We start from the raw sequence: 21,163 nt of genomic DNA on the forward strand, positions 1-21,163 counted from the left end.
CTTCATGACTGACAAAACTAGAAGGGAATCGGCAAAGAAAGTGCAATTCACTTAATTTATTATGCCCTTCGACAACAATGCCAGAATGAAGAATGAAGTTTTAAACAAGAATACAGACAGGAGGTGATTTTATGCAGTCGAATGAAAGCAGACAGCAAAAAAACGAAAAACGACAAAAGCCGCCCACTAAAAAGGCAGGAACGGGAAACCCGAAACTTAGTGGAGAGAACCGCCCCTCTACGTAAGACATAAATACTGAACGACTAAACAGGGAAGGCTTAATCGACGCCTTCCCTGTTTCCTATTATAAAATCAAGTTTTTGATTATTGCTGCCGTGTGCAGCTGCTTTTGTTTATGGTCATACCAATCGGTCAAATACGGCTCTTCTTCCCATTTGGGTTCAATAAACCATTTTTTTTTAACCCCTTTTTTCATATCCCATTGCTCTGTCTCCCCTGCTCGATGATGAATCACAGGATATACGCCCCTCAGCATCGGGGTTTCATGGTACCTAGGCTTTTTTCGATATTGTTCATAATCATATCTGGCACCCGTTGGTTCAGTCCTGCAGGAAAATTCAAAAAAGCGCGGAAACAAATCTTCAGAAAATAAAAGGCCAGCCAACCTTTTCCCCAATTCAATCCTTTTATCTATATTTCTAAAATGCGAAACCGACGAGCCATACAGTTCTCCATTGCAAGTAGGAAATAAAACGGTGCTAAAATGCATCCAGTCCTGCAGGAAAAATAATAGAGAATGAAAAACGAAAGATTGCTTTTTAATAACCGGTTCTTCAATGATGTTTTGTTCATTTATGATAAGCGCAGTGACTAATTTTTCACGATCTCCATGTTTCCAAAAGGAATACCATTCGTTCTTCATGAATTTGGTAATAAAAAAATAATGACATAAGTGAAACAAAGGACGTCCATACTTCGTCGAATAATGATAGAGAAGTAATTGCGGATACGCATCTTGGAATATTCTCCAGTTGGCTTCTTCATACGTTAGGAATAAGTGATGCCTATATTTAAGGCCAAGCAAATGGGAAAACCAAATTCCTTCAAGATCACACATATTCCAGCCTGCATTCCTAGAAACCATCCCAGCTAAAAAAGACCATTGTATTTCTGGATGCATTCTAAAAAATTGTTCATATGCTTTTGTTCTTGATATATTATCCCTATTCCCTTTAGCGGTTTGGGCTTTTATGTAATGAAGCAATTGCTTTTCCGTCTTTAACATTCGCATCTATGAGTCCAGCCTTTCCATAGCGATGAATTGTGACATATAGTTGTACATAAATCCTATCGTTCTAAGAAACAATTCTTTTTATTCACATTTTGGATTCTTTTTTTGCTAATATAGAAAAGTGAAAAAAAAGGAGGGGTAAAAGTGGCATTTCATTATCCCAATGGACGAAAGTTTGTACCGCAGGCTATGGAAGAAAAGAAAAGCCCACTAAAAAAAATCAGTTACAGCAACCGGGGAAAAACATTGGAAGACGATTTGAACGAAACCAATCAGTATTATTTAGCACACGGCATTGCCGTCATCCATAAAAAACCGACACCCATTCAAATTGTCGATGTCCACTATCCGAAAAGAAGTGCTGCAGTCATTAAAGAGGCTTATTTCAAACAAGCATCGACCACCGATTACAATGGTGTTTATAAAGGAAAGTACATTGATTTTGAGGCAAAGGAAACGAAAAACAGCAGTTCGTTCCCTTTGAAGAATTTTCATGACCATCAAATTGAACATATGAAACATATCGTTCAGCATGACGGAATTGCGTTTGTCATCATCCGGTTTTCCGCAATGGAAGATATATATCTAATGAGTTCTGAACAACTGAGTTTTTATTGGAAGAGAATGAAAGAAGGCGGGCGCAAATCTATAACTCTTCAAGAAGTTGAAAGCAGTTCACGAAAGATTACTCTTGGCTTTCTACCGAGAATTGACTATATTAAAGTAGTAGATTCGCTCATCGCAGAAAATTTTTAGTTTTTTTAGAAAGGCAGGTTAGCTGTAATGGCTGAAAAATATAATACTAGAGAAGAACGCCGAAAGCAGGGGCAGACTCAAAAAAAGGGACAGAATAATGGTCCTAAAAAGCCAACCAATATGCTTAAGCGAATTTTCCTTATACTTGTTACAATTGGAATAATAGGCCTTGTTGCCGGTGGAGCTGCAATGGCTTACTTTATAAGCGACGCTCCAAAACTTGACGAAAAGCTTTTGAAAGATCCGGTCACATCCAAGATTCTTGATGAAAATGGTAAATTGCTAGCTGAAATCGGAAAGGAAAACCGGGATTATGTAAATTATGAAGATATTCCCGATCTTGTCGAAGAAGCTTTCCTGGCAACGGAAGATTCACGCTTTTATCAACACCACGGGGTCGATTTCTTACGTCTGGGCAGTGCCGTCATAGCAAACTTCAAAAACGGATTCGGCTCTGAGGGTGCAAGTACATTGACCCAGCAGGTTATCAAGCGTTCTTATTTAACACCTGATAAGACCATTAAAAGGAAAGTCCAGGAAATGTGGCTATCCATTCAGCTTGAAAGAAAATATACAAAAGAAGAAATTTTCGAAATGTATGTGAATAAGATTTTCTTTGCAAACCGCGCCAACGGGATCTTAACTGCATCGCAAACTTATTATGGAAAAGATCTTAGCGAATTGAAATTGAACGAAGCGGCCATGCTTGTAGGATTACCGCAAAGCCCAAGCAGGTATGACCCGTATAAACACCCTGAACGTGCGAAAGAACGCCGTGATATTGTTCTTCACTTAATGAATAAACATGGATATATCACCGAAAAAGAAATGAAAGATGCACAAAGCATCGATATAACAGAAGGGCTTCAAGAAATCGATAAAAGCCAAAAAGATACGACTGCTTATGATGCATTCATCGATTTGGTAATTGAGGAAGTCGGGGATATGGGTGACTATAACGTCTTTACCGATGGTTTAGAAATCCAAACGACCATTGATAAAGATGCCCAAGAATATGTCTATAACATGTTGAACAGTGATGAAATCATCAATTATCCAAGTAAAGATCTCCAAGCTGGAGTAACCTTACTAGATACTGAAACTGGTGAAATTAAAGCAGTGGGCGGCGGCAGGAACACGACAGTTAAGCGCGGCTGGAATTATGCAACGGATGCCAAGCGTTCACCAGGTTCGACCATTAAGCCAATTCTGGATTATGGTCCTGCCGTAGAATATTTAAATTGGTCCACCTACCATCAAATCAAAGATGAGGAATATACTTACAGTGATGGAACACCGCTTAAAAATGCTTCAGGGCGACATTATGGTACTGTAACGACTCGCGACGCACTCGCACGGTCATTAAATATCCCTGCCTTAAAGACGCTTCAAGCAGTCGGCTTGGACCGGGCGCGTGATTTTGCCACGGACCTTGGCATTCCTTTTGACAAGGAAATTACCGAATCGGCAGCATTGGGCGGCGGTAAGGATGTTTCTACACTTGAACTTGCCGGTGCATACAGTTCATTCGGAAACAATGGTATCTATAATAAACCGCATAGTGTGAAGAAGATTGTTTTACGTGACAAAACCACCATCAAAAACAAGACGGAATCAAAGCCGGTCATGAAAGATTCCACAGCTTTCATCGTGACGGATATGTTGAAGAGCGTCATGAAAGAACCTTATGGAACAGGAAGGCTAGCCAATATACCTAATCTTCCTGTAGCCGGTAAAACAGGTTCAACCAATTTCACGCCTGAACAGCGTGCAGCGAACAACATCCCATCTTCCGGTGTAAAAGATAGCTGGATGGCGGGTTATACAACCAATTATACAGTTGCAGTATGGGCTGGTTATGATAATGCATCAGGCAAGAAAATGGAATATCTGGGTGATTCTTCTCAAAGGATCCCTAAATTCATCTTTAAGAATTTAATGGAACATATGGCTCAATCAAAAGAAACGAAAGACTTTGATCAACCTGACAGTGTTGTGAAGGTTGGAGTCATCAAAGGTTCGAATCCAGCTGTTAAAGCTAATGAATATACACCAAGCAGTAAAATCACTTATGAATATTATGTTAAAGGTCACGAGCCAACACAAGTGACGACAGAATATGAAAAAATCGACTCACCTGGCATTAACGCTTCTTACAACCAGGAAAGCAATGAAATCAATCTATCATGGTCATATCCTAAAGGTAATGGGAATACCCAATTCGAGGTTAAGATGTCCGTGGACGGCGGTGCACAGAGCGTATTAAAAAAATCGAAGGATACTAGTTTAACGATCCCTAATCCAAACCCTGGAAGTAAATATACTTTCTCAGTGGTAGCTCTAGTTGATAACCAACAAAGTGATCCTGCGAGTACATCTGTCAAAATACCTGCTGAAGTGGAAGTCCCTGAGGGTACTGAGGACGAGAAGATTGAAGATCCGGCCGAAGGTGAAAATCCGGAACAAGAAACTCCTGCAGAAGGCGAAGAGGATAAACAAGACAAAGACAAAAATAACAATGGCGAAAATAGTGAAAACGGCAATAACGGCAATAACGGCGATAACGGTAATGGCAACAATGGTAATGGCAACAATGATAATAATGGTAATGGTAATGGCAATGGCAACAACACTGATGACGGAAATGGCAATAAGGGTGATGAGGATGTCGAAGGCGGGGATGATGTCACTGACCCCGGAACGGTAGAAGAGGAAAAACCAGTCGAAACCCCTGAACCTGACCCTAATCCGGCCCCAGATCCAAACAAAGATACGGAATAAATATAATAAGGATTGACTAAAAAAACGTCTAAGCTTTTAGCTTAGACGTTTTTTTGGCTGTTCTTATTTTTGATCATGAACTTCACATATTGTTTTTCAAATTCCCGGAACAACTCACTAAGCTGTCTATAAGAATGAAAAAAAGCGGGTCTAGCAAGGATGAATGATAGCCTTTCATCCATATTTACCGGAATATTGTTAAAGGATTCTATTTGGACCCGGAAATCATTCAATACCACCGGCTTCCCATGCATCCAGTAGACTGCGGTTAAAAACAAAGCGATCCCCTTCTTCATGAGTCCCAAAGTTTGTCCCACTTTTCGCTCAGAAAATAGCAAACTGCATTCTGAATCAATTCCCTTCCATATTTCCAGAAGTTCCTTTACATGCATTGCCCCCTTATTCCAAGGAGCATACGCCTCTACATTATTATAATAAAGTAACTCATACGGGAAAGCCTCGAATGGGATCGTTTCATTCCAACCTGCATATCGCTCTTTTTCCAAGATGGGTTCCTTTTCAGGAAAAAACAAAGAATGGTCCAATTCTTTAGGAACTTTTAATGATATGGACTGCGTCAATTGGCTTCTTTCCTTTTCATTCTTTTTTTACCTTCACGGCATAATTCGAGAAGCGGGCAGGTTTCACATCTTGGTGACTGGGCCTTGCAATGATAGCGTCCAAAGAATATCAGGCGGTGATGCGTAACGGACCATTCATCCTTTGATATCTTAGCCATCAACGTTTTCTCAACATCGAGGACACTATCCTTCCAACGGCATAATCCCAGACGCTTGGAAACACGCTCTACATGGGTATCCACAGCAATCGCAGGCACATCAAAAGCAACGGAAACGACTACATTCGCTGTCTTTCTGCCAACGCCAGGCAATTTAACTAGCTCATCACGATCTCTGGGGACTTCTTTACCGTACTCTTCGATCAGCATGTGCGACAACTTTTGTATGTTTTTCGCCTTGTTACGAAACAAACCGATTGAGCGAATGTCATTTTCCAACTCTTCTATCGGAACGCTTATGTAATCCTCAGGCGTTTTATATTTCTGAAATAAATCCTTCGTGACTTTATTGACTAATACATCCGTACACTGAGCTGACAGGGCAACAGCAACCACCAATTCAAATGGATTGGAGTGATTCAGCTCACAATGGGCATCCGGAAACATTTCACCCATCGTATCCAGACAATATCGAATTTGAGCTTTATTCAACATATTGGTTCTCCTTCAATTTACATTACTGCTCGAGCCAGTTATAGAAAGGCACATCTTTCAACGGCTGTGCAGTCTCCGTCTTTCGGTCCCTCTTTTGGTGAACTCTAAATTTTTGTCCTTGCTCCCTTGCCTGTTCCAAGGTTTTAATTCCATTCTTTTTCCACTCGAATAAAATTCGATCAATGTATCGGAAATTCAATTTTCCGGAAATGACAGACTCCCTCAGAGCTGACTTAATGATTTCAGTTTGATGGTCGTCTTCCATCCACATTGCCAATGTCTCACATTCAAATGGAGATAAAGGGCGGCCGAACTCCTGTTCAAATATCGTATAAAGGCTCTCCCCCGCTTTTTGGATTTCAGCAGACTCTGACTGTTTCAATGTTTTCAAGAAACAGTCCATCATTTTTTCATAAAGTGGGGACAACGAATATTTTTCCTGTCCGATTTCTTGGCTCTCCTCAACCACCATTTCAACAAATCCCCTTTGGACCAAACGCTGGATCAAGAATAGACATTCCGTTTCCTGCAATGTCATTCGGTCAGAAAGTTGGGATGGTGCAGGGAAATGGTTACCTTTATCGATGAAGCTTTGCAATTGTAATAATAGGACCATTTCTTGTTCATTCAGCCCCATTGTACTATAGTTAGTCAACAAAAAGGATGGAATCGTTATCGTTCCTTCCTTAAACCACGCATATAAATGTTCTTTATTCATGTTTTTGGACACCTCTGGTTAAGTATAACATGAATAAGGCTCTCCGAATAAGTTTATAATTTTAACAAAAAACGGTTATCTGCCAAATATGGCAAGATAACCGCTTCATTACGGAATCAAGGATATAATCGATTTAATAGACGTGGGAACGGGATGGTTTCACGGACATGTTCGACTCCACTGATCCATGCAACGGTGCGTTCTAATCCCAAACCGAAGCCTGAATGCGGTACAGAGCCGTATTTTCTTAATTCCATATACCATTTGTAAGCATCTTCGCTCAAGCCATGCTCATTGATTCTCTGTTCAAGCAATTCCTGATCATGAATCCGCTCTGAACCGCCAATTATTTCTCCATAACCTTCCGGAGCGATCAAATCGGCACAAAGAACCACTTCTTCCCTGTCAGGATCTGGCTGCATATAAAAAGGCTTGATTTTGGTTGGGTAATGAGTTATGAAAACAGGCTTATCATAACTTTCCGCTATCGCAGTTTCATGCGGAGCTCCAAAATCATCACCCCATTGGATATCATCAAATCCTTGTTCATGAAGGAACTTAATGGCTTCATCATATGTAATCCGCGGGAAAGGAGCTTGAATTTGTTCAAGCTTCGCTGTATCACGGCCCAGTGTATTTAACTCAAGCTGACAGTTTTTCAATACGGATTGGATGATGGAAGAAACGAATTGCTCCTGGACCTCCAGGTTTTCTTTAAATTCGATAAAAGCCATCTCTGGTTCAATCATCCAGAATTCGATTAAATGTCGTCTTGTTTTGGATTTTTCTGCCCTGAAGGTAGGACCAAAGGAAAATACCTTCCCAAGTGCCATGGCAGCCGCTTCCATATAGAGCTGACCACTTTGTGAAAGGTATGCATCCTCATCAAAGTATTTAGTCGCGAACAACTCACTCGTTCCTTCTGGTGCGCTTCCAGTTAAAATTGGGGGATCCACTTTAACGAAACCTTCTTCATTAAAGAATTCATATGTAGCACGGATTATTTCATTCCGGATTTTCATGACTGCATGCTGCCGTTTTGAACGCAGCCACAAATGGCGGTTATCCATTAAGAATTCGGGACCATGAGCTTTAGGTGTAATGGGATAATCCAATGATTCATGAATGATTTCAATATCTTTCACCTGTAACTCAAAACCGAACGGCGATCGTTCATCCTTTTGAATGACACCTGTTACATACAAGGATGACTCTTGCGAAATCGATTTCGCACGAGCGAAAATTTCTTCACCCACTTCAGCTTTCACGACCACACCTTGAATGAAACCAGAGCCATCACGGATTTGAAGGAAAGCAATTTTCCCACTGGAACGTTTGCTGGCAAGCCAGCCTCCAATGGTAACTTCTTGATCGACGAATTTGCTAGCATCTTTTATTGTTATTTTCACGGAATTTACCTCCAAAAATAGCTTAACTTACTAATGAATTTACTCTACTTATTATACCCATAGCCCTGCTTACAAGCAAATAAATCAATTGAAGCGGAAGTTCCATGCCCTTTTATATCACTCTTATTATATTTTTGTCGCGTATTCGCCAGATTGCATGGTAGATTACTTTTCACTAATGCCCATGCTCTTATGAAAATCATCTCGGTATATGTATCGATCGACATTTCTATTTTTAAACAAAGGATTGAATCCAATCAACCAATGGTAATCATTTTCGCCTTTAACAAGGTTTCAAATGATGCATATAATTGAAAAGCACTTTTAGGGTTTCTTATTTGGCAGGAAAGCAGCTCTTCAAGTCTTTTGATCCTATAGCGTAAACCACTCATTGAAATGTTCAATTCTTTCATGCTGCATTCAAGATTTCCACCGCATTGCAGAAATACATAAAGCGTTTTCAATAATTCATTCATTTTTGGATCTTCTTTCAACAATAAAGGACCCAGCATTTTCTCAGCTTTTTGCAGGACCGCTGGAGTACTCCCAGTATGCATTAAAATGGATAACAGATCGACTTCTTCAAATTTGGTAATATCCCGAGTTCCTTCATTCATATTCAAAGCGGTTAAAGCTTCTTGAAAAACATCGTGAGCCCGTTCCAATTCATCACTTGTTGTGCTAAGTCCCATTTTAAAATTATATCCGCTGAAAACAGTATATAAGTGATTGATGCATTCATTGGTTAGAAATTGAAATTCATTTCCAAGACTCAGTGGTATAAGCAATATGATATTACCATCCCTTAATGCTGTTAAGACGACTTGATTCCGCTTCTTAAAGAAACTATATATCTCTTCGATGATTTTCTGCTGAATGAAATAGTCATTCTCTGTCCCCCGATCGGAGGAAAAATGATAGCCCAGCACCGCAATGGTGAAAGGATGATCCAACGAAGCGTCTAAATACATGCTTTTTTTGATTATTTCTTTTCTAGAAGCAAACTCTCCATTTAATATTTGTTCAAGAAATAAACCTTTTACCCTTTCAAGGGCTTCAAAACTGCTTTTCTCATTTAAGAGGAATAAGGAACAAGTCATGGAAACCCTCTCAAGAATCATTCGATTGATTTCAAGGTTCGTTTTTCCTTCGACTCGATCAGATTGCACAAAGGCACAATAGCCATAAGTTTTATTTTGTAACGTTATGGGAGTATAAAGCAGTTCCATCCCATCTTTTACGATTCTTCCGGTCTCCAAAGTGACAGGACCATTTTCCCTCATTAATTTAAGCTCATTCCTGACTTCCCTCACCTTCCCTTTGTGAAAGCCAGCATGATAAACCTGATTGTCATTGAAATTCTCCATCAACAAAGGTATTTTTGTTTTCTGATAAACCATCCTCACTATGGATTGAAGGTTTCTTCCGTTTATTAACTCTTCAGTCAGCAAATTATGAATATCCATCACTTTTGACAAACTATTGCGTTCCTCCAGCAGCTTTTCATATGTTACGGCAAGCTCTTGTACAATCGGTTCGGTTTTATAATATTTCAGCTCATCCTGAATCTCCATGCCCCATAAATGTATCGATTTACCTTCGTATCTACACTCTGATTGCCCTGCTCCCTTACAGGCACTTTCCTTGAAAATCACTTCATGACCGCAGACCGTTGAATAAAATCCACTTGCATATCCCGTCAATGTATAACAGACTGGCTTTTCCGCGATGCCTGTCTGGGTGATATGTCCCTCTGCTTCATAGGAATTCACCCAAACCCCTTCCACCTTTACAGAGTGCACTTCCGCTTGACTATCCATCGATAATTCCAGATTCATAGTATTAACTTTTGTATAACCTTGCAGCATATGTAAAATGGGGCCTTGCCTCAGTATCTCCTTAACCGTTGACATATTCCCTTTTAGTGCCTTTTTAGCATCATTGACTCCGATATTCCAGCCATAACGTATTAAAAAAGACTTCATTCTTTCAAATCCAATATTCTCGATCAAGTCCTTTCTTAAAGTACCGAAAATCGAAGAGGAAGTCAGGATCATCCTCTCATCATTTAAATGAATTTCACCATCATCTTTCTTAAGATTCAAAAGATTCGTCATGATTCCCTCCGGCTTTCCTTTTACATAATATTATACTTTTTCCATACCTTACCTTTCAAGAAAAATGTAAACGCATTCATATCATGCAGTGGCGAAAACACCGGTGGGAGTCCGATACAAACCATTCTTTTTCACGTTTTCTTAATCAGATTAATTCATTCGGAGCTAGATCAAATCAGCATTAATGCCTTCATATGCATTTATCCACTTATCATTTGTCCAGCCATGGAGGTCATAATCGTCCATTGCCAAGTCCACAAACGCTTTGAATTTATCCGATTGTCCATTTAAATCTGCCATTTTCATGGTTTCAAGCCTAATATTTTCATGGTTACCTGCATAATTGATTTCATATAATTCATTCCTGCCACCAAATTCCGTGCCGATGGAATCCCATATAAGTTTCATCAGTTTTACCCTTTCCACTGCCGAAACCCCGCCTGAACCCTTATAATATTTATCGAGATACGGACGGACCTCAGGGTTTAAAAAATCCTTGGAGCTTGATGGGAGTTGAATGAGATTACCTGCTACAACCTGTTCAAATATCTGTTTCACCTTTGGCCAAACCATTGGTGCGAACACCCTATATGCAGTTGCATATGTGCTATTGGGTAGAACAGTGCCATTCGGCCCTTCCATTGGATCCGTAGCCATCGCTGTCGAGATAGCCCAAAACATATTCCTGTATGCAAGCACTTCCCCTATATTGGCTTGAACTCCCCTAAATTGATTCGTTCCTGCCATTTCCGTAGCTTTCATCAGAAGCCCAGCCATAAAGTCCAATTTCACCGCATAGCGTGTGCAGCCATGAAATGTATATCGATTCATCCACCCGGTCTTGGATCTAATCCCATTTGCAATTTCCACATTATTATAGGCGAATACATTCTCCCATGGGACGAATACATCATCAAGGACGATGACTGCGTCATTTTCGTCGAACCGACTGGAAAGCGGGTAATCGAAAGGAGTGCCTGACTTGGCAGCCGTTTCTTCAAAAGACTGTCTGCTAATCATTTTTAATCCCGGCGCATTCATCGGCACAAAGAAAATCAATGCATGGCTTCTATCTCCTTCCCCAAGATCGACAGGAGAATAATTCGCAACAAAATTATAATTCGTCAGTGCTGCAGAAGTTCCAACCATTTTGGCTCCGCTTACGATTATCCCATCATCCCGCTCTTCCACCGTACGTACAAATACCTCTTTATTTTCATGTAGCGGTTTATTCCTGTCCATTGCCGGATTTATAATTGTATGGTTACAGAAGGGAACGTCCCTTGTGGTTTTTTCATACCATCTTTTCGCATTATCTTCAAATCCCTTATAAAAATCGCTATACGGTCCCAATGATCCTGTAAAAGCAGCTTTGTAGTCAGGGGTACGACCCATGAAACCATAGCTCAATTTTGACCATTGTGCTATCGCATCCCTTGCTTCAAGCAGCTCTGTTGCGTTCTTTGAGGCCTTGAAGAACTTATGGGTAGTATGACCTTCATCTGTCTTGGCCGTTAAAATCCGTGCAGTAACCGGATCATGGAGAGCATCATATAGTTGGGCAATTGACCTGGCAGAATTGCGGTATGCTGGGTGTGTCGTCACATCATCTACTTTATCTCCGTTCAAGAATACCGTTCTTCCATCTCGTAAACTTTCTAAATACTCTTTACCATTCATCATCGGAACATCCCCCATTCACAATCTTTCAATTTGAATTCCTAGCTTCATACTAACTAAATGTTCAAGGCATTTATCTGTTGAAACCTATCTTTTTTCTAACATTTTTTGTCTAATTATACTGAATAATCTAAATATGTTGAACTTAAACAATTAATCATATACGATATCATATATGATTAATAATAAAAACAAGGGGTGAGTGTCCATGGCAAAAGCAAGAGTGAAACTTCAAAAGTCAGATTATTCAGAAGAAATGGAAATACTGTCAAACCGCTATATATTAATGAACGGTGATAAGTATGAGGTATCACAAATCAAGTTGGATAACCCTATTTCAGGAACCGTATATGGAACATTATTAAACTATAAAGGATCATTGGAAGCATTGAAAGAAAAGGTCGACCATCCTCCTTATAATGAACCTCCTAAAGGGCCGATCCTTTATATTAAGCCTAGAAACACGTTTTCGTCTTTTTCAAATCCAGTTCCCCTTCCGGACGGCATACATGAATTGGAAATCGGGGCCGCACTTGGAATAGTAATCAGTAAAACGGCCACAAGAGTCAAGAAAGAACATGCATTGGATTATATAGAAGGTTTTACGATCGCCAATGATATTAGCATTCCGCATGAGAGCGTTTTCCGTCCTGCTATCCGCCATAAAGCCCGTGATGGATTTTGCCCGATCGGTCCATGGGTCGTATCCAAGGAATCCATCCCCAACCCCGATTCTTTAGGAATTCGTGTATATATAAATGGAGAGTTAAGACAGGAAAATTCAACTTCAAATCTAATTCGCCCCATAACCCGCCTTATTGAGGATGTAACTGACTTCATGACTTTGAGTACGGGTGACGTCCTCCTAGTTGGTGTTCCAGAGAATGCACCGCTGGCAAAAGCCAATGATCATGTCAGAATAGAAATAGACGAAATCGGATATTTGGAAAATACCATCATTTCCGATGGAAAACTATCACTGGAGGGGATTTTATGAAGAGAGCACGTGTAGCCTATGCAGGTGCCATACATCCAGCAAGTGAATATAATGGCCAGCTCCAATTGGCGGATGGCAGGATTGTCAATGAGCAGGATGTTGTCTGGCTTCCCCCTGTGGAACCACGAACTGTCTTCGCGCTTGGCTTGAATTATGCAGACCATGCGAAGGAGCTTGCTTTTAACGCCCCGGAAGAACCCCTTGCGTTCTTAAAAGGTCCCAATACCTTTATCGGCCACCGGGGACAGACAAGACGGCCTGCTGATGCAGCTTATATGCATTATGAATGTGAACTTGCAGTCGTCATAGGTAAAAAGGCGAAGAACATAAAAAAGGAAGAAGCCTTTAAGTATGTGAGTGGATATACGATTGCAAATGATTATGCAATACGGGATTATCTGGAGAATTACTACCGACCTAACCTAAAGGTCAAAAATCGCGATACCTGCACCCCAATTGGGCCTTGGCTTGTCGATGCCGATGATATTCCAGATCCTTCGAATCTTGCCATAAAAACTTACGTCAACGGAAAATTGACTCAGCAAGGCAACACGAAAGACATGATTTTCGGCATTGCTGATTTAATTGAATATTTTAGTAGCTTCATGACATTGAGCCCAGGGGATATCATATTGACAGGCACACCTGAAGGATTGGCGGATACTGCTGTAGGCGATGAAATCATCACTGAAATTGAAGGGATTGGGAAACTCGTTAACACAATAGTCGGTGACGATATATTTACTGAAGGCGGAGATTGGCCGCATCTAAAAATCCATAATTAACGGAAGGGACTGATCACATGCCTCATATCATTATTGAATATACGGATAATATCAAAGATGAAATCCAGATTGACGGCTTATTAAGGAAGGTGAATGATGTACTGATTTCCTATCCTTCCATCTTTCCGATTGGCGGCATTCGATCCCGGGCCATTGAATTGAAGCATTATCGTGTTGCCGATGGTACAGAGGATGATGCCTTTGTTCATGCCATTCTAAAAATAGGCGCTGGACGCAAAGACAGTGATAAAACCAAAGTATGTGACGAACTTTTCAAAACGTTGGAATCCCATTTGGCATCCCTCTTTTCAAAAAGATATCTTGCCCTCTCCATGGAACTTATTGAATTCAGTGATTTTGGCACATATAAAAAAAATAATATCCATGATCGATATAATTAATGAACAATATTTCATATTTAAAGGCCTTCCTCATCATCGGGAAGGCCTTTAAATTAATATGTTTTGCCAATGCTACCGGGCTCAGTTGATTTCTGCAAGGTTTTCAGTACGGTTCAAGAACTCCTTGACACGGTCCACATATTCCTGTTTATCATACCCGTTATATAAAGCGCTCGCCATACGGACCGGATCCCCAAAAAAGAATCTTTCGTACAGCGTTTGCCTAGACCCAAATGAACTCATGCATACATCCCATGCGAGACGATACAATTTAACCCTGTCATAGGCTCCACCATTCGCGGCTTGAAGATATTTATCCAAATCCGGTCGAAGCTCCGAATTGAAATCGGCTTCATTTGGTATCGCCATTAAGCCACTAGCTCCAAGAAGCTGCATTATTTCACTGAATCTAGGGTAAATCTTCGGATAATAATTACGGGCTATGTTTAACGGTGTGAAATCGGGTGTCATCATTCCCCACTTATCCACTTTCGCGTTTGCCTCCGAAGCTGTAATGAAAGCCTTTACCGTTTCAAGCGCTATGATGACTTCCGAGATTTTTTCCTGAACATGCTGGTATTGCCCGATATTGATGGTTTCCGCCATTAGTTGCAAAATCCCCAGAATGAACTCGGTTTTGGCGATATTCTTCGCTACCACCTGATGGGTCATATGAACAACTGCATTGCTTTCATTATAAGCCTGGTTGCAAATGCCGACATCCCCATAAGCAAATACCCGATTCCAAGGAACGACTACATCATCAAAAACGATAATCGTATCCATTTCTTCAAATCGTGAACCAAGTGGATGGTCAAAATGTGATTTGCCATAGTCGAATGATTCACGACAGATGAATTTCAACCCTGGTGTATTATTTGGTATGGAGAATGCGAATGCATAAGGATTTTCTTCTTCCGATTGTTTAAGCAATGTTGAAGGGAAAACCATGATTTCATCCGTTATTCCTCCTTGTGTAGCTAATAATCTTGCTCCCTTTATAATAAGCCCTTCTGAATTCTTGCCAGCAATCCGTGCAGCGATGTAAGGGTCCGGAAGCTTTGCGGCACTCACTCCCCTATTAACCTGGGGTTGAATCAGGGTATGTGTCAACGACAAATCCTTTTCCCTGCAGAGCTCATAATAATCTTTCATATTTTTAGCAAATGCCGAATCCTGAGTGCCGAACATATCAGCTGCAGCACCGTACGCCATCATCCCACTGTTGATATAGTCAGGGGAACGCCCCATCATTCCATTATTATGCCTTGCCCATTCTTGAATCATTTTCCTCCTTTTTTCAAGGTCTTCCTTAGTCCGCGGCTGCATGAATGAGGTCCCTACTCTTTCGTTTGAAGTTGGTGAAATATAAGTCATGATGTCAGTTTTCGCGGAATCATGCTGCAAATCATATAATTCGGCCTGTGATTTCATGACCCCTTTAAAAGCTGGGTGTTGACTGATCTTATCTTTTACTTGCTCTCCATTGATCCATACATTCGCCTTTGCTTTATCTACCCTATCGATATATTCTTTACCTGTTTTAGCTGGCATGCTTACATCCCCCTTTAGTATCAATTTAAATGAAGCGCTTACAATTAAATAAATTCCAAAAATTCAATTAATTCCTATAACAAAATATACCATATGTTATGATATATATATAATACTTAAAAAATTCAATATGTATATGTAAATCATATGTATGAGGTGTATATAATGGACATCCGGCAGTTAAAGTATTTTGTGATGATCGTTCAGGAAGAACAAGTAACCAAAGCCGCAAAAAAATTACATATGGCTCAACCCCCCCTTAGCCAGCAACTTAAATTAATGGAAATGGAAATCGGTGAAAAACTTTTCGATCGGAATGGAAAGAAACTTGAACTCACTGAAACTGGCAAGGTCCTATATAAAAAAGCCGAAGCTCTATTAAACCAGTTTGAAGAATCACTACTGGAAGTGAAGGAAGTCAGTAAAGGGGTACAGGGCACTCTTTCCATAGGGTCAGTAAAAACTTGCTTTTCTTACATTCCGCAAAGGATGAGGGCCTTTAGAGTAAAATACCCTGACATACGCTTCAAGTTAATGGAAGGTGATACGTTCCGTTTGACAGAAGACTTAATAAACAGGGAAATCGAGTTGGCCATTGTACGGCTTCCTATTAACGGTAAGCAATTCTCATCGATTAACCTTCCGCCGGAAGATTTTGTGCTTGTCACACCAAAAGATTGGGATATCCCAGACTCCATCGAATTTAAACATATTAAGGATTATCCCCTCCTATTGCTGCATAGGGTAAGCGGACAGGGAACTTATGAACTAATAGTGGATGAGTGCTTCAGACATGGGTTTGAACCGCTGATTGTATGTGAATGTCCTGATGCTGCAATGATTTTATCTTTGGTGAAGGAAGGAATAGGCGCTACCATCATGCCACGAACCACATCCAAATCGTTTTCAACCCAAGGTATTAAAATAATTGAATTGATAGATTGTGAAGTACAATCGGAAGCCGCCCTTATTTGGCTCGAAGAACGCTATCTTTCCAAAGGCGCCGTCAAATTTCTAGAAACGTTTTCTGAATGAATGGCCAGTTATCCTTGAATATTATGTCATCTGTACCACTTTCTAATCTTTAGTGTTTGTTTGAATTTCTTTATCCAATGAAAAGAAAAAAGCAACCTATCATTTGATGGCTGCTTTTTCAAATTCATTCATAAGTGCGATGACCTGCGCTTTATTTATAGGCATGCTTTTACATCATTCAATGTCGCAAAACCCCCTTAACATCATGACCGGTATTGGACTTTACGAGGATTTCATTATAATCGTCCTTTGTAACCGTTTTCAACTTTGTCCTACGGTTACCGAACAGGGCACCTAAATAGCATGCGAGGAACCCAAGCGGAATGGAAACGATTCCTGGTGAATTCAAAGGGAAAATCGGGTCACCTGTCATAATGGTGGCTCCGGGGGCCGGGTTCCAGACATTTGGACTTAGAGCCACGAGCAAGAGCGTACCAATAAGACCTGTCATCATACCGACTATCGCTCCGGTTTTATTGAATTTTTTCCAATAGATCGTAAGAAGGATTACCGGCAAATTCGAACTAGCCGCCAGTGTAAAGGCAATCGATGCCAGAAACGCTACATTGAATTCCTGCAGACCTAATGATAAAACGATCGCAATTGCAGTAACACCAACTGATGCCCATCTAGCCATCGTCATTTGCTGTTTTTCCGTCGCTTTTCCATCTTTTAATATTTCATTATAAAAATCATGTGAAAAAGCCGTAGCACCTGTTAAAACGATTCCCGCAACAACTGCGAGTATCGTTGCAAAGGAAACGGCCGCAATAAATGCGAATAAGATGTCCCCGCCCACAAGTTTTGCCAATAAAGGTGCAGCCATGTTACCCGCTGGATTAGCGGCCATGATATTCGATGTTCCAACCAACTTCGCAGCCCCGAATCCGAGAAAAATGACCATGATATGAAAAGCACCCATTATCCACATCACCCAAACAACAGACTTTCTTGCCACTCGTGCATTCGGGACAGTCAAAAAACGTATTAAAATGTGAGGTAGACCCGCCGTTCCCAGAATTAGGCCCAGTGATAAGGAAGCTGCATCCCACCCACTGGCATATTTAATACCTGCTTTCAGGTAATCTGCACCCATGGGTGTCGCGGTTTTCATATCAGTGAAAATTCCGATGAAGCTAAAATTCAATTTCCACATGACGATCATGAATAATATAAACACTCCGCCTATCAGCAGGATGGCTTTAATGATCTGCACCCAGCTCGTCGCCGTCATTCCCCCAAATAGAACAAATACCAACATGACAATACCTACGATGGTGACAGAAATATTATACGGGATGTCTAAAAGCAATTTAAATAAAGCACCTGCCGCAACAAGTTGACCCAGCATGTACATGACTGATATCACCAGGGTATTAAATGCGGTCACTCCCCGGACCTGTTTATATTTAAACCTTGTAGTCACCATATCAGCCAATGTGTATTTCCCCAAGTTCCTTAAAGGTTCAGCCACTAGGAATAACACGACAAGAAATGAAACAAGTGCTCCATACATCAGGAAAAATCCATCATACCCCGTTAAGGAAAATGCTCCAATCAACCCTAAAAACGTGGAGGCCGACATAAAATCCCCGGCCAATGCAAGTCCATTTTGCCTAGCGGTCAACCCTCCCCCAGCCGTATAAAAAGAGCCTGCCGTTTTAGTTTTCTTGGAAGCGAAATACGTGATGAAAAGGGTACCTATCGACATTAGCGCAAAGAGAATAATAACTGTCCAATTCATGATTCAAAGCCCTTCTTTCTCGATGATTTCTTTTATTTGTTCATCGATTCTTTCTGACTTCCTTACATATATGCTGCAAACCCATACAGACATTACCGTAATGGAGACACCGTACACCCACGCCCAGGTTATGTCTCCTATGAATGGTGATCCAGGATATCTGTGTAAAAAACTAAGAAGGGCAAAAGCAGGGAATATCCCATAAAGAAAATCGTAAAAGGGATGACGAATTTCTTTTTATCGGAAAGCATATTCTGAAACTCTTTGGAGGCAGCAATCTTTTCATAATCCACTAGATTAGTTTGTTCCGATTCATCAAGGTTTTTTTCCAACCGAACCATTTCTACACACCTCTTCTGATTTTTATTTTTGCAAGGACGGTACTAGGAGTATTGAGCCTCTCCAATGTCAGCCGCTTTCTTCAATGGCACATATCCCCTCCATCCCAAAATCCAAACAAACTCATCTGCACAGAGGGTCTAAAGCCCCTTCCCTAAGCTTTCCGTTCTCCTTTTTCTAACCGTGACGCTCACAGGGAGGGCAGCAGTAAGTTCCCACTGCTGCCCTGTCCCAGACCATATCTTTTTAGAAGGCTTTCACTTTCGTAATAGACTTGGCTCGCATATTCGTCATCTGTTTCGACTTCATTATCCTTTCACTTTTCCATTTGATATGAATCTTCCTTCCTTCCAAGGGAAGAGAATCATTGAAATGTAAGTGCCCACTCTCATGAAATGATCCGTCCATTGTTTGATAGGCAATTCCCTCATAAACATTTCCTTCGTTCTGGATTTCGATTAAATAAACTCCTGGCGGGGGTTTCAGGAATGCTTCCGATAATGTAACGATGACGTGTTGATTTTCCTTGGAATGGATTGTTCCTTGACTTTCAAAGTATGTGCCAAGGAATGACGGGATATCTGCGAACCGACCTTCTGCAATCAAGTTTCTAAGCCTAGTGGAACTTACTTTTTCATGATCAATTTCAAACTTCTTCATTTCCGTCACTTCAAAAAATCGCTTACCTTCGATTTTCAGCGTTTCCATATTCCCTTCCCCTTTATGTCCATAGCGGAAATCGAATCCAGCCACGGCATGTTTGCATTTAAATCCACATAGATAATCCTCGATAAAACCAGTAGGTGAAAGATGGGCAAATGCAAAATCGAAGTTCACGACTATCAAGGTTTCTACACCTAAATCTTGCATGATTTTTGCTTTTTTCTCTAAAGGAGTAATATATGTTTGGGGTTGATCGTTTCCTATGATTTGCTTTGGATGCGGAAAAAATGTCATGACTGACAATTTCAAATCTTGCTGTATGGCAATCCTTTTGGCTATATTTATCAATTCTTGATGGCCAAGATGAACTCCGTCGAAAAATCCTAGAGCCAGCACACACGGTTCTGCTAATGCTGTATATTTACTGGAAAGTGGGTGCTGAACATGAATGATATCCAAATCCATCTTCCTTCCTTTGCTTCTTGAAAGGTTACATTATAAACTCTGTAAAACGGACCTTCCATAATCCAGCAGTTTCCATCAACCATTCACCAGTTCTGTTCCCTTAAATGGTGACAATTGGTCTTGGAACTGGTTTATATGCACTAGCGCCCTATCCTAATGACCATGGGAGTCAATGTATGTTTTTAAGAACGTTCGATCATTCATCCTAAATCCCGCTTCTAGATGATGAATTCAGGCTTGCTTTTTGCCAGAATCGGTTCTTTAAGAGAAACTTCTTCACCTGAAATTATATCAAGTACAGCAGATGCCTCATCAAACCATGAATCCGGTGCTTTGGCTCCCCAGAATGTCTGGCGTCTTGGGTCATTCAAATCCCAATGAATCGGTTCGGTATCCGGGTCAGCTGTTAAGTAATCCCCATTGTATAATTCGATCCTGTGACCGTCCGGGTCTCTTAAATATAGGAAGAATGCATTGGATAGGCCATGCCTTCCTGGTCCGCGTTCGATGGACTGGGCATATCCCAGTGATGCCAGTACATCACATGCATGGATAAGTGCAAGGGGGTCAGGCAGAAAGAAGCCTACATGATGAAGTCTTGGACCGATTCCGTTCATGAATGCCTGGTCATGGACCGTTTGCTTTCTATGTAGCCACGCTGCCCATAATTTGCCCGATTCATCCACTGTGTCTTCCGAGCAGGCAAAACCTAATTCTTTCACATAAAAATCATAGGCTTTTTGCACATTTGGTACACAACAATTCACATGATCGATTCTTTGGACCCTTGAACCCCTATACATATCGAATCGTTGAAGCAATCTCTCGGCTTTATCCATTTTGCTGAAAAACTCCACTGGCAATCCTGAAATATCCTGAACTCGTAGCGACTTGCCAAGTGCATGCTGTGTTCCTTCCTGCATCCACTTCATTTTCATTCCCTTTGACAGGAAAAAAGACTCCAATTCTTCAAGGTCTTCCTCTTTTTCAACCTTGTATCCTATTGCTTCAACGCTTGGCTTTTCTGCCTTTTGCAAGATAAGCGAGTGATGATGCGCTTCCTCTAAACCACGTAAATATATGTGATCATTCGTTCTTTCCGTTTCAATGAAACCTAAAGCATCCACATAAAAGGCTCTTGATTTATCTAAATCTGTTACATTAAGTATCGTTCTCGCAACACGAATAATAGAAAAATTCATAGTATTCTCCCCTTCTTTAATGAAACACGGA

General features: G+C 40.7%; 19 protein-coding genes. 6 read left to right on the forward strand and 13 right to left on the reverse strand.

From position 1 onward, the window contains the following. Positions 1-304: 304 nt before the first annotated feature. Complete coding sequence (locus J7J00_RS06960) at positions 305-1,246, reverse strand: DUF2515 family protein (RefSeq protein ID WP_286201222.1); 942 nt, start codon at positions 1,244-1,246, stop codon at positions 305-307. Positions 1,247-1,396: 150 nt separating this feature from the next. Here J7J00_RS06960 and recU point away from each other — a divergent pair, with 150 nt between their 5' ends. Continuing rightward, entirely contained in the window at positions 1,397-2,008 is a 612-nt protein-coding gene (recU, locus tag J7J00_RS06965; protein ID WP_214789223.1) for a Holliday junction resolvase RecU, read from the forward strand. 27 nt (positions 2,009-2,035) lie between these two features. Further along, a complete protein-coding gene (locus J7J00_RS06970) occupies positions 2,036-4,789 on the forward strand; it encodes a PBP1A family penicillin-binding protein (RefSeq protein ID WP_214789225.1) in 2,754 nt (917 codons plus the stop codon). A gap of 41 nt (positions 4,790-4,830) precedes the next feature. On the opposite strand, the gene J7J00_RS06975 is transcribed toward J7J00_RS06970, so the two are convergent. From J7J00_RS06975 to J7J00_RS07000, 6 genes are all read right to left on the reverse strand, one after another. Beyond that, positions 4,831-5,370, reverse strand: coding sequence for a YpoC family protein (locus J7J00_RS06975; protein ID WP_214789227.1), 540 nt, complete (start codon positions 5,368-5,370; stop codon positions 4,831-4,833). Then, the gene (gene nth / locus J7J00_RS06980; RefSeq protein WP_214789230.1) at positions 5,367-6,023 is read right to left on the reverse strand and encodes an endonuclease III; all 657 of its coding nucleotides are present in this window, start codon (positions 6,021-6,023) and stop codon (positions 5,367-5,369) included. The genes J7J00_RS06975 and nth overlap by 4 nt, the downstream gene beginning before the upstream one ends. A 22-nt stretch (positions 6,024-6,045) precedes the next feature. Beyond that, on the reverse strand, positions 6,046-6,741 hold the full coding sequence (locus J7J00_RS06985; RefSeq protein WP_214789232.1) for a DnaD domain-containing protein: 696 nt from the start codon (positions 6,739-6,741) through the stop codon (positions 6,046-6,048). A 116-nt stretch (positions 6,742-6,857) separates the two neighbouring features. After that, a complete protein-coding gene (gene asnS / locus J7J00_RS06990; protein WP_214789235.1) occupies positions 6,858-8,150 on the reverse strand; it encodes an asparagine--tRNA ligase in 1,293 nt (430 codons plus the stop codon). A gap of 257 nt (positions 8,151-8,407) precedes the next feature. Beyond that, positions 8,408-10,267, reverse strand: coding sequence for a XylR N-terminal domain-containing protein (locus J7J00_RS06995; RefSeq protein WP_214789238.1), 1,860 nt, complete (start codon positions 10,265-10,267; stop codon positions 8,408-8,410). 165 nt (positions 10,268-10,432) lie between these two features. Beyond that, positions 10,433-11,950: a 4-hydroxyphenylacetate 3-hydroxylase family protein gene (locus tag J7J00_RS07000; RefSeq protein ID WP_214789241.1), complete on the reverse strand. Its 1,518-nt coding sequence runs from the start codon at positions 11,948-11,950 to the stop codon at positions 10,433-10,435. 205 nt (positions 11,951-12,155) lie between these two features. Between J7J00_RS07000 and J7J00_RS07005 the strand changes: the two genes are divergently transcribed. The 3 genes from J7J00_RS07005 to J7J00_RS07015 are packed head-to-tail and all read left to right on the forward strand — an operon-like array spanning position 12,156 to position 14,130. Further along, positions 12,156-12,944: a fumarylacetoacetate hydrolase family protein gene (locus tag J7J00_RS07005; protein WP_214789259.1), complete on the forward strand. Its 789-nt coding sequence runs from the start codon at positions 12,156-12,158 to the stop codon at positions 12,942-12,944. Beyond that, positions 12,941-13,729 (forward strand): fumarylacetoacetate hydrolase family protein, encoded by a 789-nt coding sequence (locus J7J00_RS07010; RefSeq protein WP_214789278.1) that lies wholly within the window; start codon positions 12,941-12,943, stop codon positions 13,727-13,729. Before J7J00_RS07005 ends, J7J00_RS07010 begins: the two co-directional genes overlap by 4 nt. A 17-nt stretch (positions 13,730-13,746) precedes the next feature. Then, positions 13,747-14,130 (forward strand): 5-carboxymethyl-2-hydroxymuconate Delta-isomerase, encoded by a 384-nt coding sequence (locus J7J00_RS07015; RefSeq protein WP_214789281.1) that lies wholly within the window; start codon positions 13,747-13,749, stop codon positions 14,128-14,130. Between the two features lie 81 nt (positions 14,131-14,211). On the opposite strand, the gene hpaB is transcribed toward J7J00_RS07015, so the two are convergent. Continuing rightward, positions 14,212-15,684, reverse strand: a complete 1,473-nt coding sequence (hpaB, locus tag J7J00_RS07020) for a 4-hydroxyphenylacetate 3-monooxygenase, oxygenase component (protein ID WP_214789284.1) — start codon at positions 15,682-15,684, stop codon at positions 14,212-14,214. A 165-nt stretch (positions 15,685-15,849) separates the two neighbouring features. On the opposite strand from hpaB, the gene J7J00_RS07025 reads away from it, so the two are divergent. Beyond that, positions 15,850-16,719: a LysR family transcriptional regulator gene (locus J7J00_RS07025; RefSeq protein WP_214789287.1), complete on the forward strand. Its 870-nt coding sequence runs from the start codon at positions 15,850-15,852 to the stop codon at positions 16,717-16,719. A 178-nt stretch (positions 16,720-16,897) separates the two neighbouring features. Here J7J00_RS07025 and J7J00_RS07030 read toward each other — a convergent pair whose 3' ends face one another. From J7J00_RS07030 to hpaD, 5 genes are all read right to left on the reverse strand, one after another. Further along, a complete protein-coding gene (locus tag J7J00_RS07030; RefSeq protein WP_214789290.1) occupies positions 16,898-18,463 on the reverse strand; it encodes a solute symporter family protein in 1,566 nt (521 codons plus the stop codon). A 3-nt stretch (positions 18,464-18,466) separates the two neighbouring features. Then, positions 18,467-18,694: a DUF485 domain-containing protein gene (locus J7J00_RS28845; RefSeq protein ID WP_214789932.1), complete on the reverse strand. Its 228-nt coding sequence runs from the start codon at positions 18,692-18,694 to the stop codon at positions 18,467-18,469. Further along, complete coding sequence (locus J7J00_RS07040) at positions 18,601-18,804, reverse strand: DUF485 domain-containing protein (protein ID WP_214789293.1); 204 nt, start codon at positions 18,802-18,804, stop codon at positions 18,601-18,603. Before J7J00_RS07040 ends, J7J00_RS28845 begins: the two co-directional genes overlap by 94 nt. Before the next feature lie 244 nt (positions 18,805-19,048). Then, positions 19,049-19,924, reverse strand: a complete 876-nt coding sequence (locus tag J7J00_RS07045; protein WP_214789296.1) for an FAD synthetase family protein — start codon at positions 19,922-19,924, stop codon at positions 19,049-19,051. Between the two features lie 224 nt (positions 19,925-20,148). After that, entirely contained in the window at positions 20,149-21,132 is a 984-nt protein-coding gene (gene hpaD, locus J7J00_RS07050; RefSeq protein WP_214789299.1) for a 3,4-dihydroxyphenylacetate 2,3-dioxygenase, read from the reverse strand. Positions 21,133-21,163 lie beyond the last annotated feature (31 nt).

This window comes from Bacillus sp. ISL-4 (genome assembly GCF_018613275.1).
Lineage (GTDB): Bacteria > Bacillota > Bacilli > Bacillales > DSM-1321 > Peribacillus > Peribacillus simplex_E.

Coding starts and splice junctions, on each gene's coding strand:
- J7J00_RS06960 (WP_286201222.1), bottom strand. CDS start 1,246: ATGTTAAAGACGGAAAAGCAATTGCTTCATTACATAAAAGCCCAAACC.
- J7J00_RS06970 (WP_214789225.1), top strand. CDS start 2,036: ATGGCTGAAAAATATAATACTAGAGAAGAACGCCGAAAGCAGGGGCAG.
- nth (WP_214789230.1), bottom strand. CDS start 6,023: ATGTTGAATAAAGCTCAAATTCGATATTGTCTGGATACGATGGGTGAA.
- J7J00_RS06985 (WP_214789232.1), bottom strand. CDS start 6,741: ATGAATAAAGAACATTTATATGCGTGGTTTAAGGAAGGAACGATAACG.
- J7J00_RS06995 (WP_214789238.1), bottom strand. CDS start 10,267: ATGACGAATCTTTTGAATCTTAAGAAAGATGATGGTGAAATTCATTTA.
- J7J00_RS07000 (WP_214789241.1), bottom strand. CDS start 11,950: ATGATGAATGGTAAAGAGTATTTAGAAAGTTTACGAGATGGAAGAACG.
- J7J00_RS07005 (WP_214789259.1), top strand. CDS start 12,156: ATGGCAAAAGCAAGAGTGAAACTTCAAAAGTCAGATTATTCAGAAGAA.
- J7J00_RS07010 (WP_214789278.1), top strand. CDS start 12,941: ATGAAGAGAGCACGTGTAGCCTATGCAGGTGCCATACATCCAGCAAGT.
- J7J00_RS07015 (WP_214789281.1), top strand. CDS start 13,747: ATGCCTCATATCATTATTGAATATACGGATAATATCAAAGATGAAATC.
- hpaB (WP_214789284.1), bottom strand. CDS start 15,684: ATGCCAGCTAAAACAGGTAAAGAATATATCGATAGGGTAGATAAAGCA.
- J7J00_RS07025 (WP_214789287.1), top strand. CDS start 15,850: ATGGACATCCGGCAGTTAAAGTATTTTGTGATGATCGTTCAGGAAGAA.
- J7J00_RS07030 (WP_214789290.1), bottom strand. CDS start 18,463: ATGAATTGGACAGTTATTATTCTCTTTGCGCTAATGTCGATAGGTACC.
- J7J00_RS07040 (WP_214789293.1), bottom strand. CDS start 18,804: ATGGTTCGGTTGGAAAAAAACCTTGATGAATCGGAACAAACTAATCTA.
- hpaD (WP_214789299.1), bottom strand. CDS start 21,132: ATGAATTTTTCTATTATTCGTGTTGCGAGAACGATACTTAATGTAACA.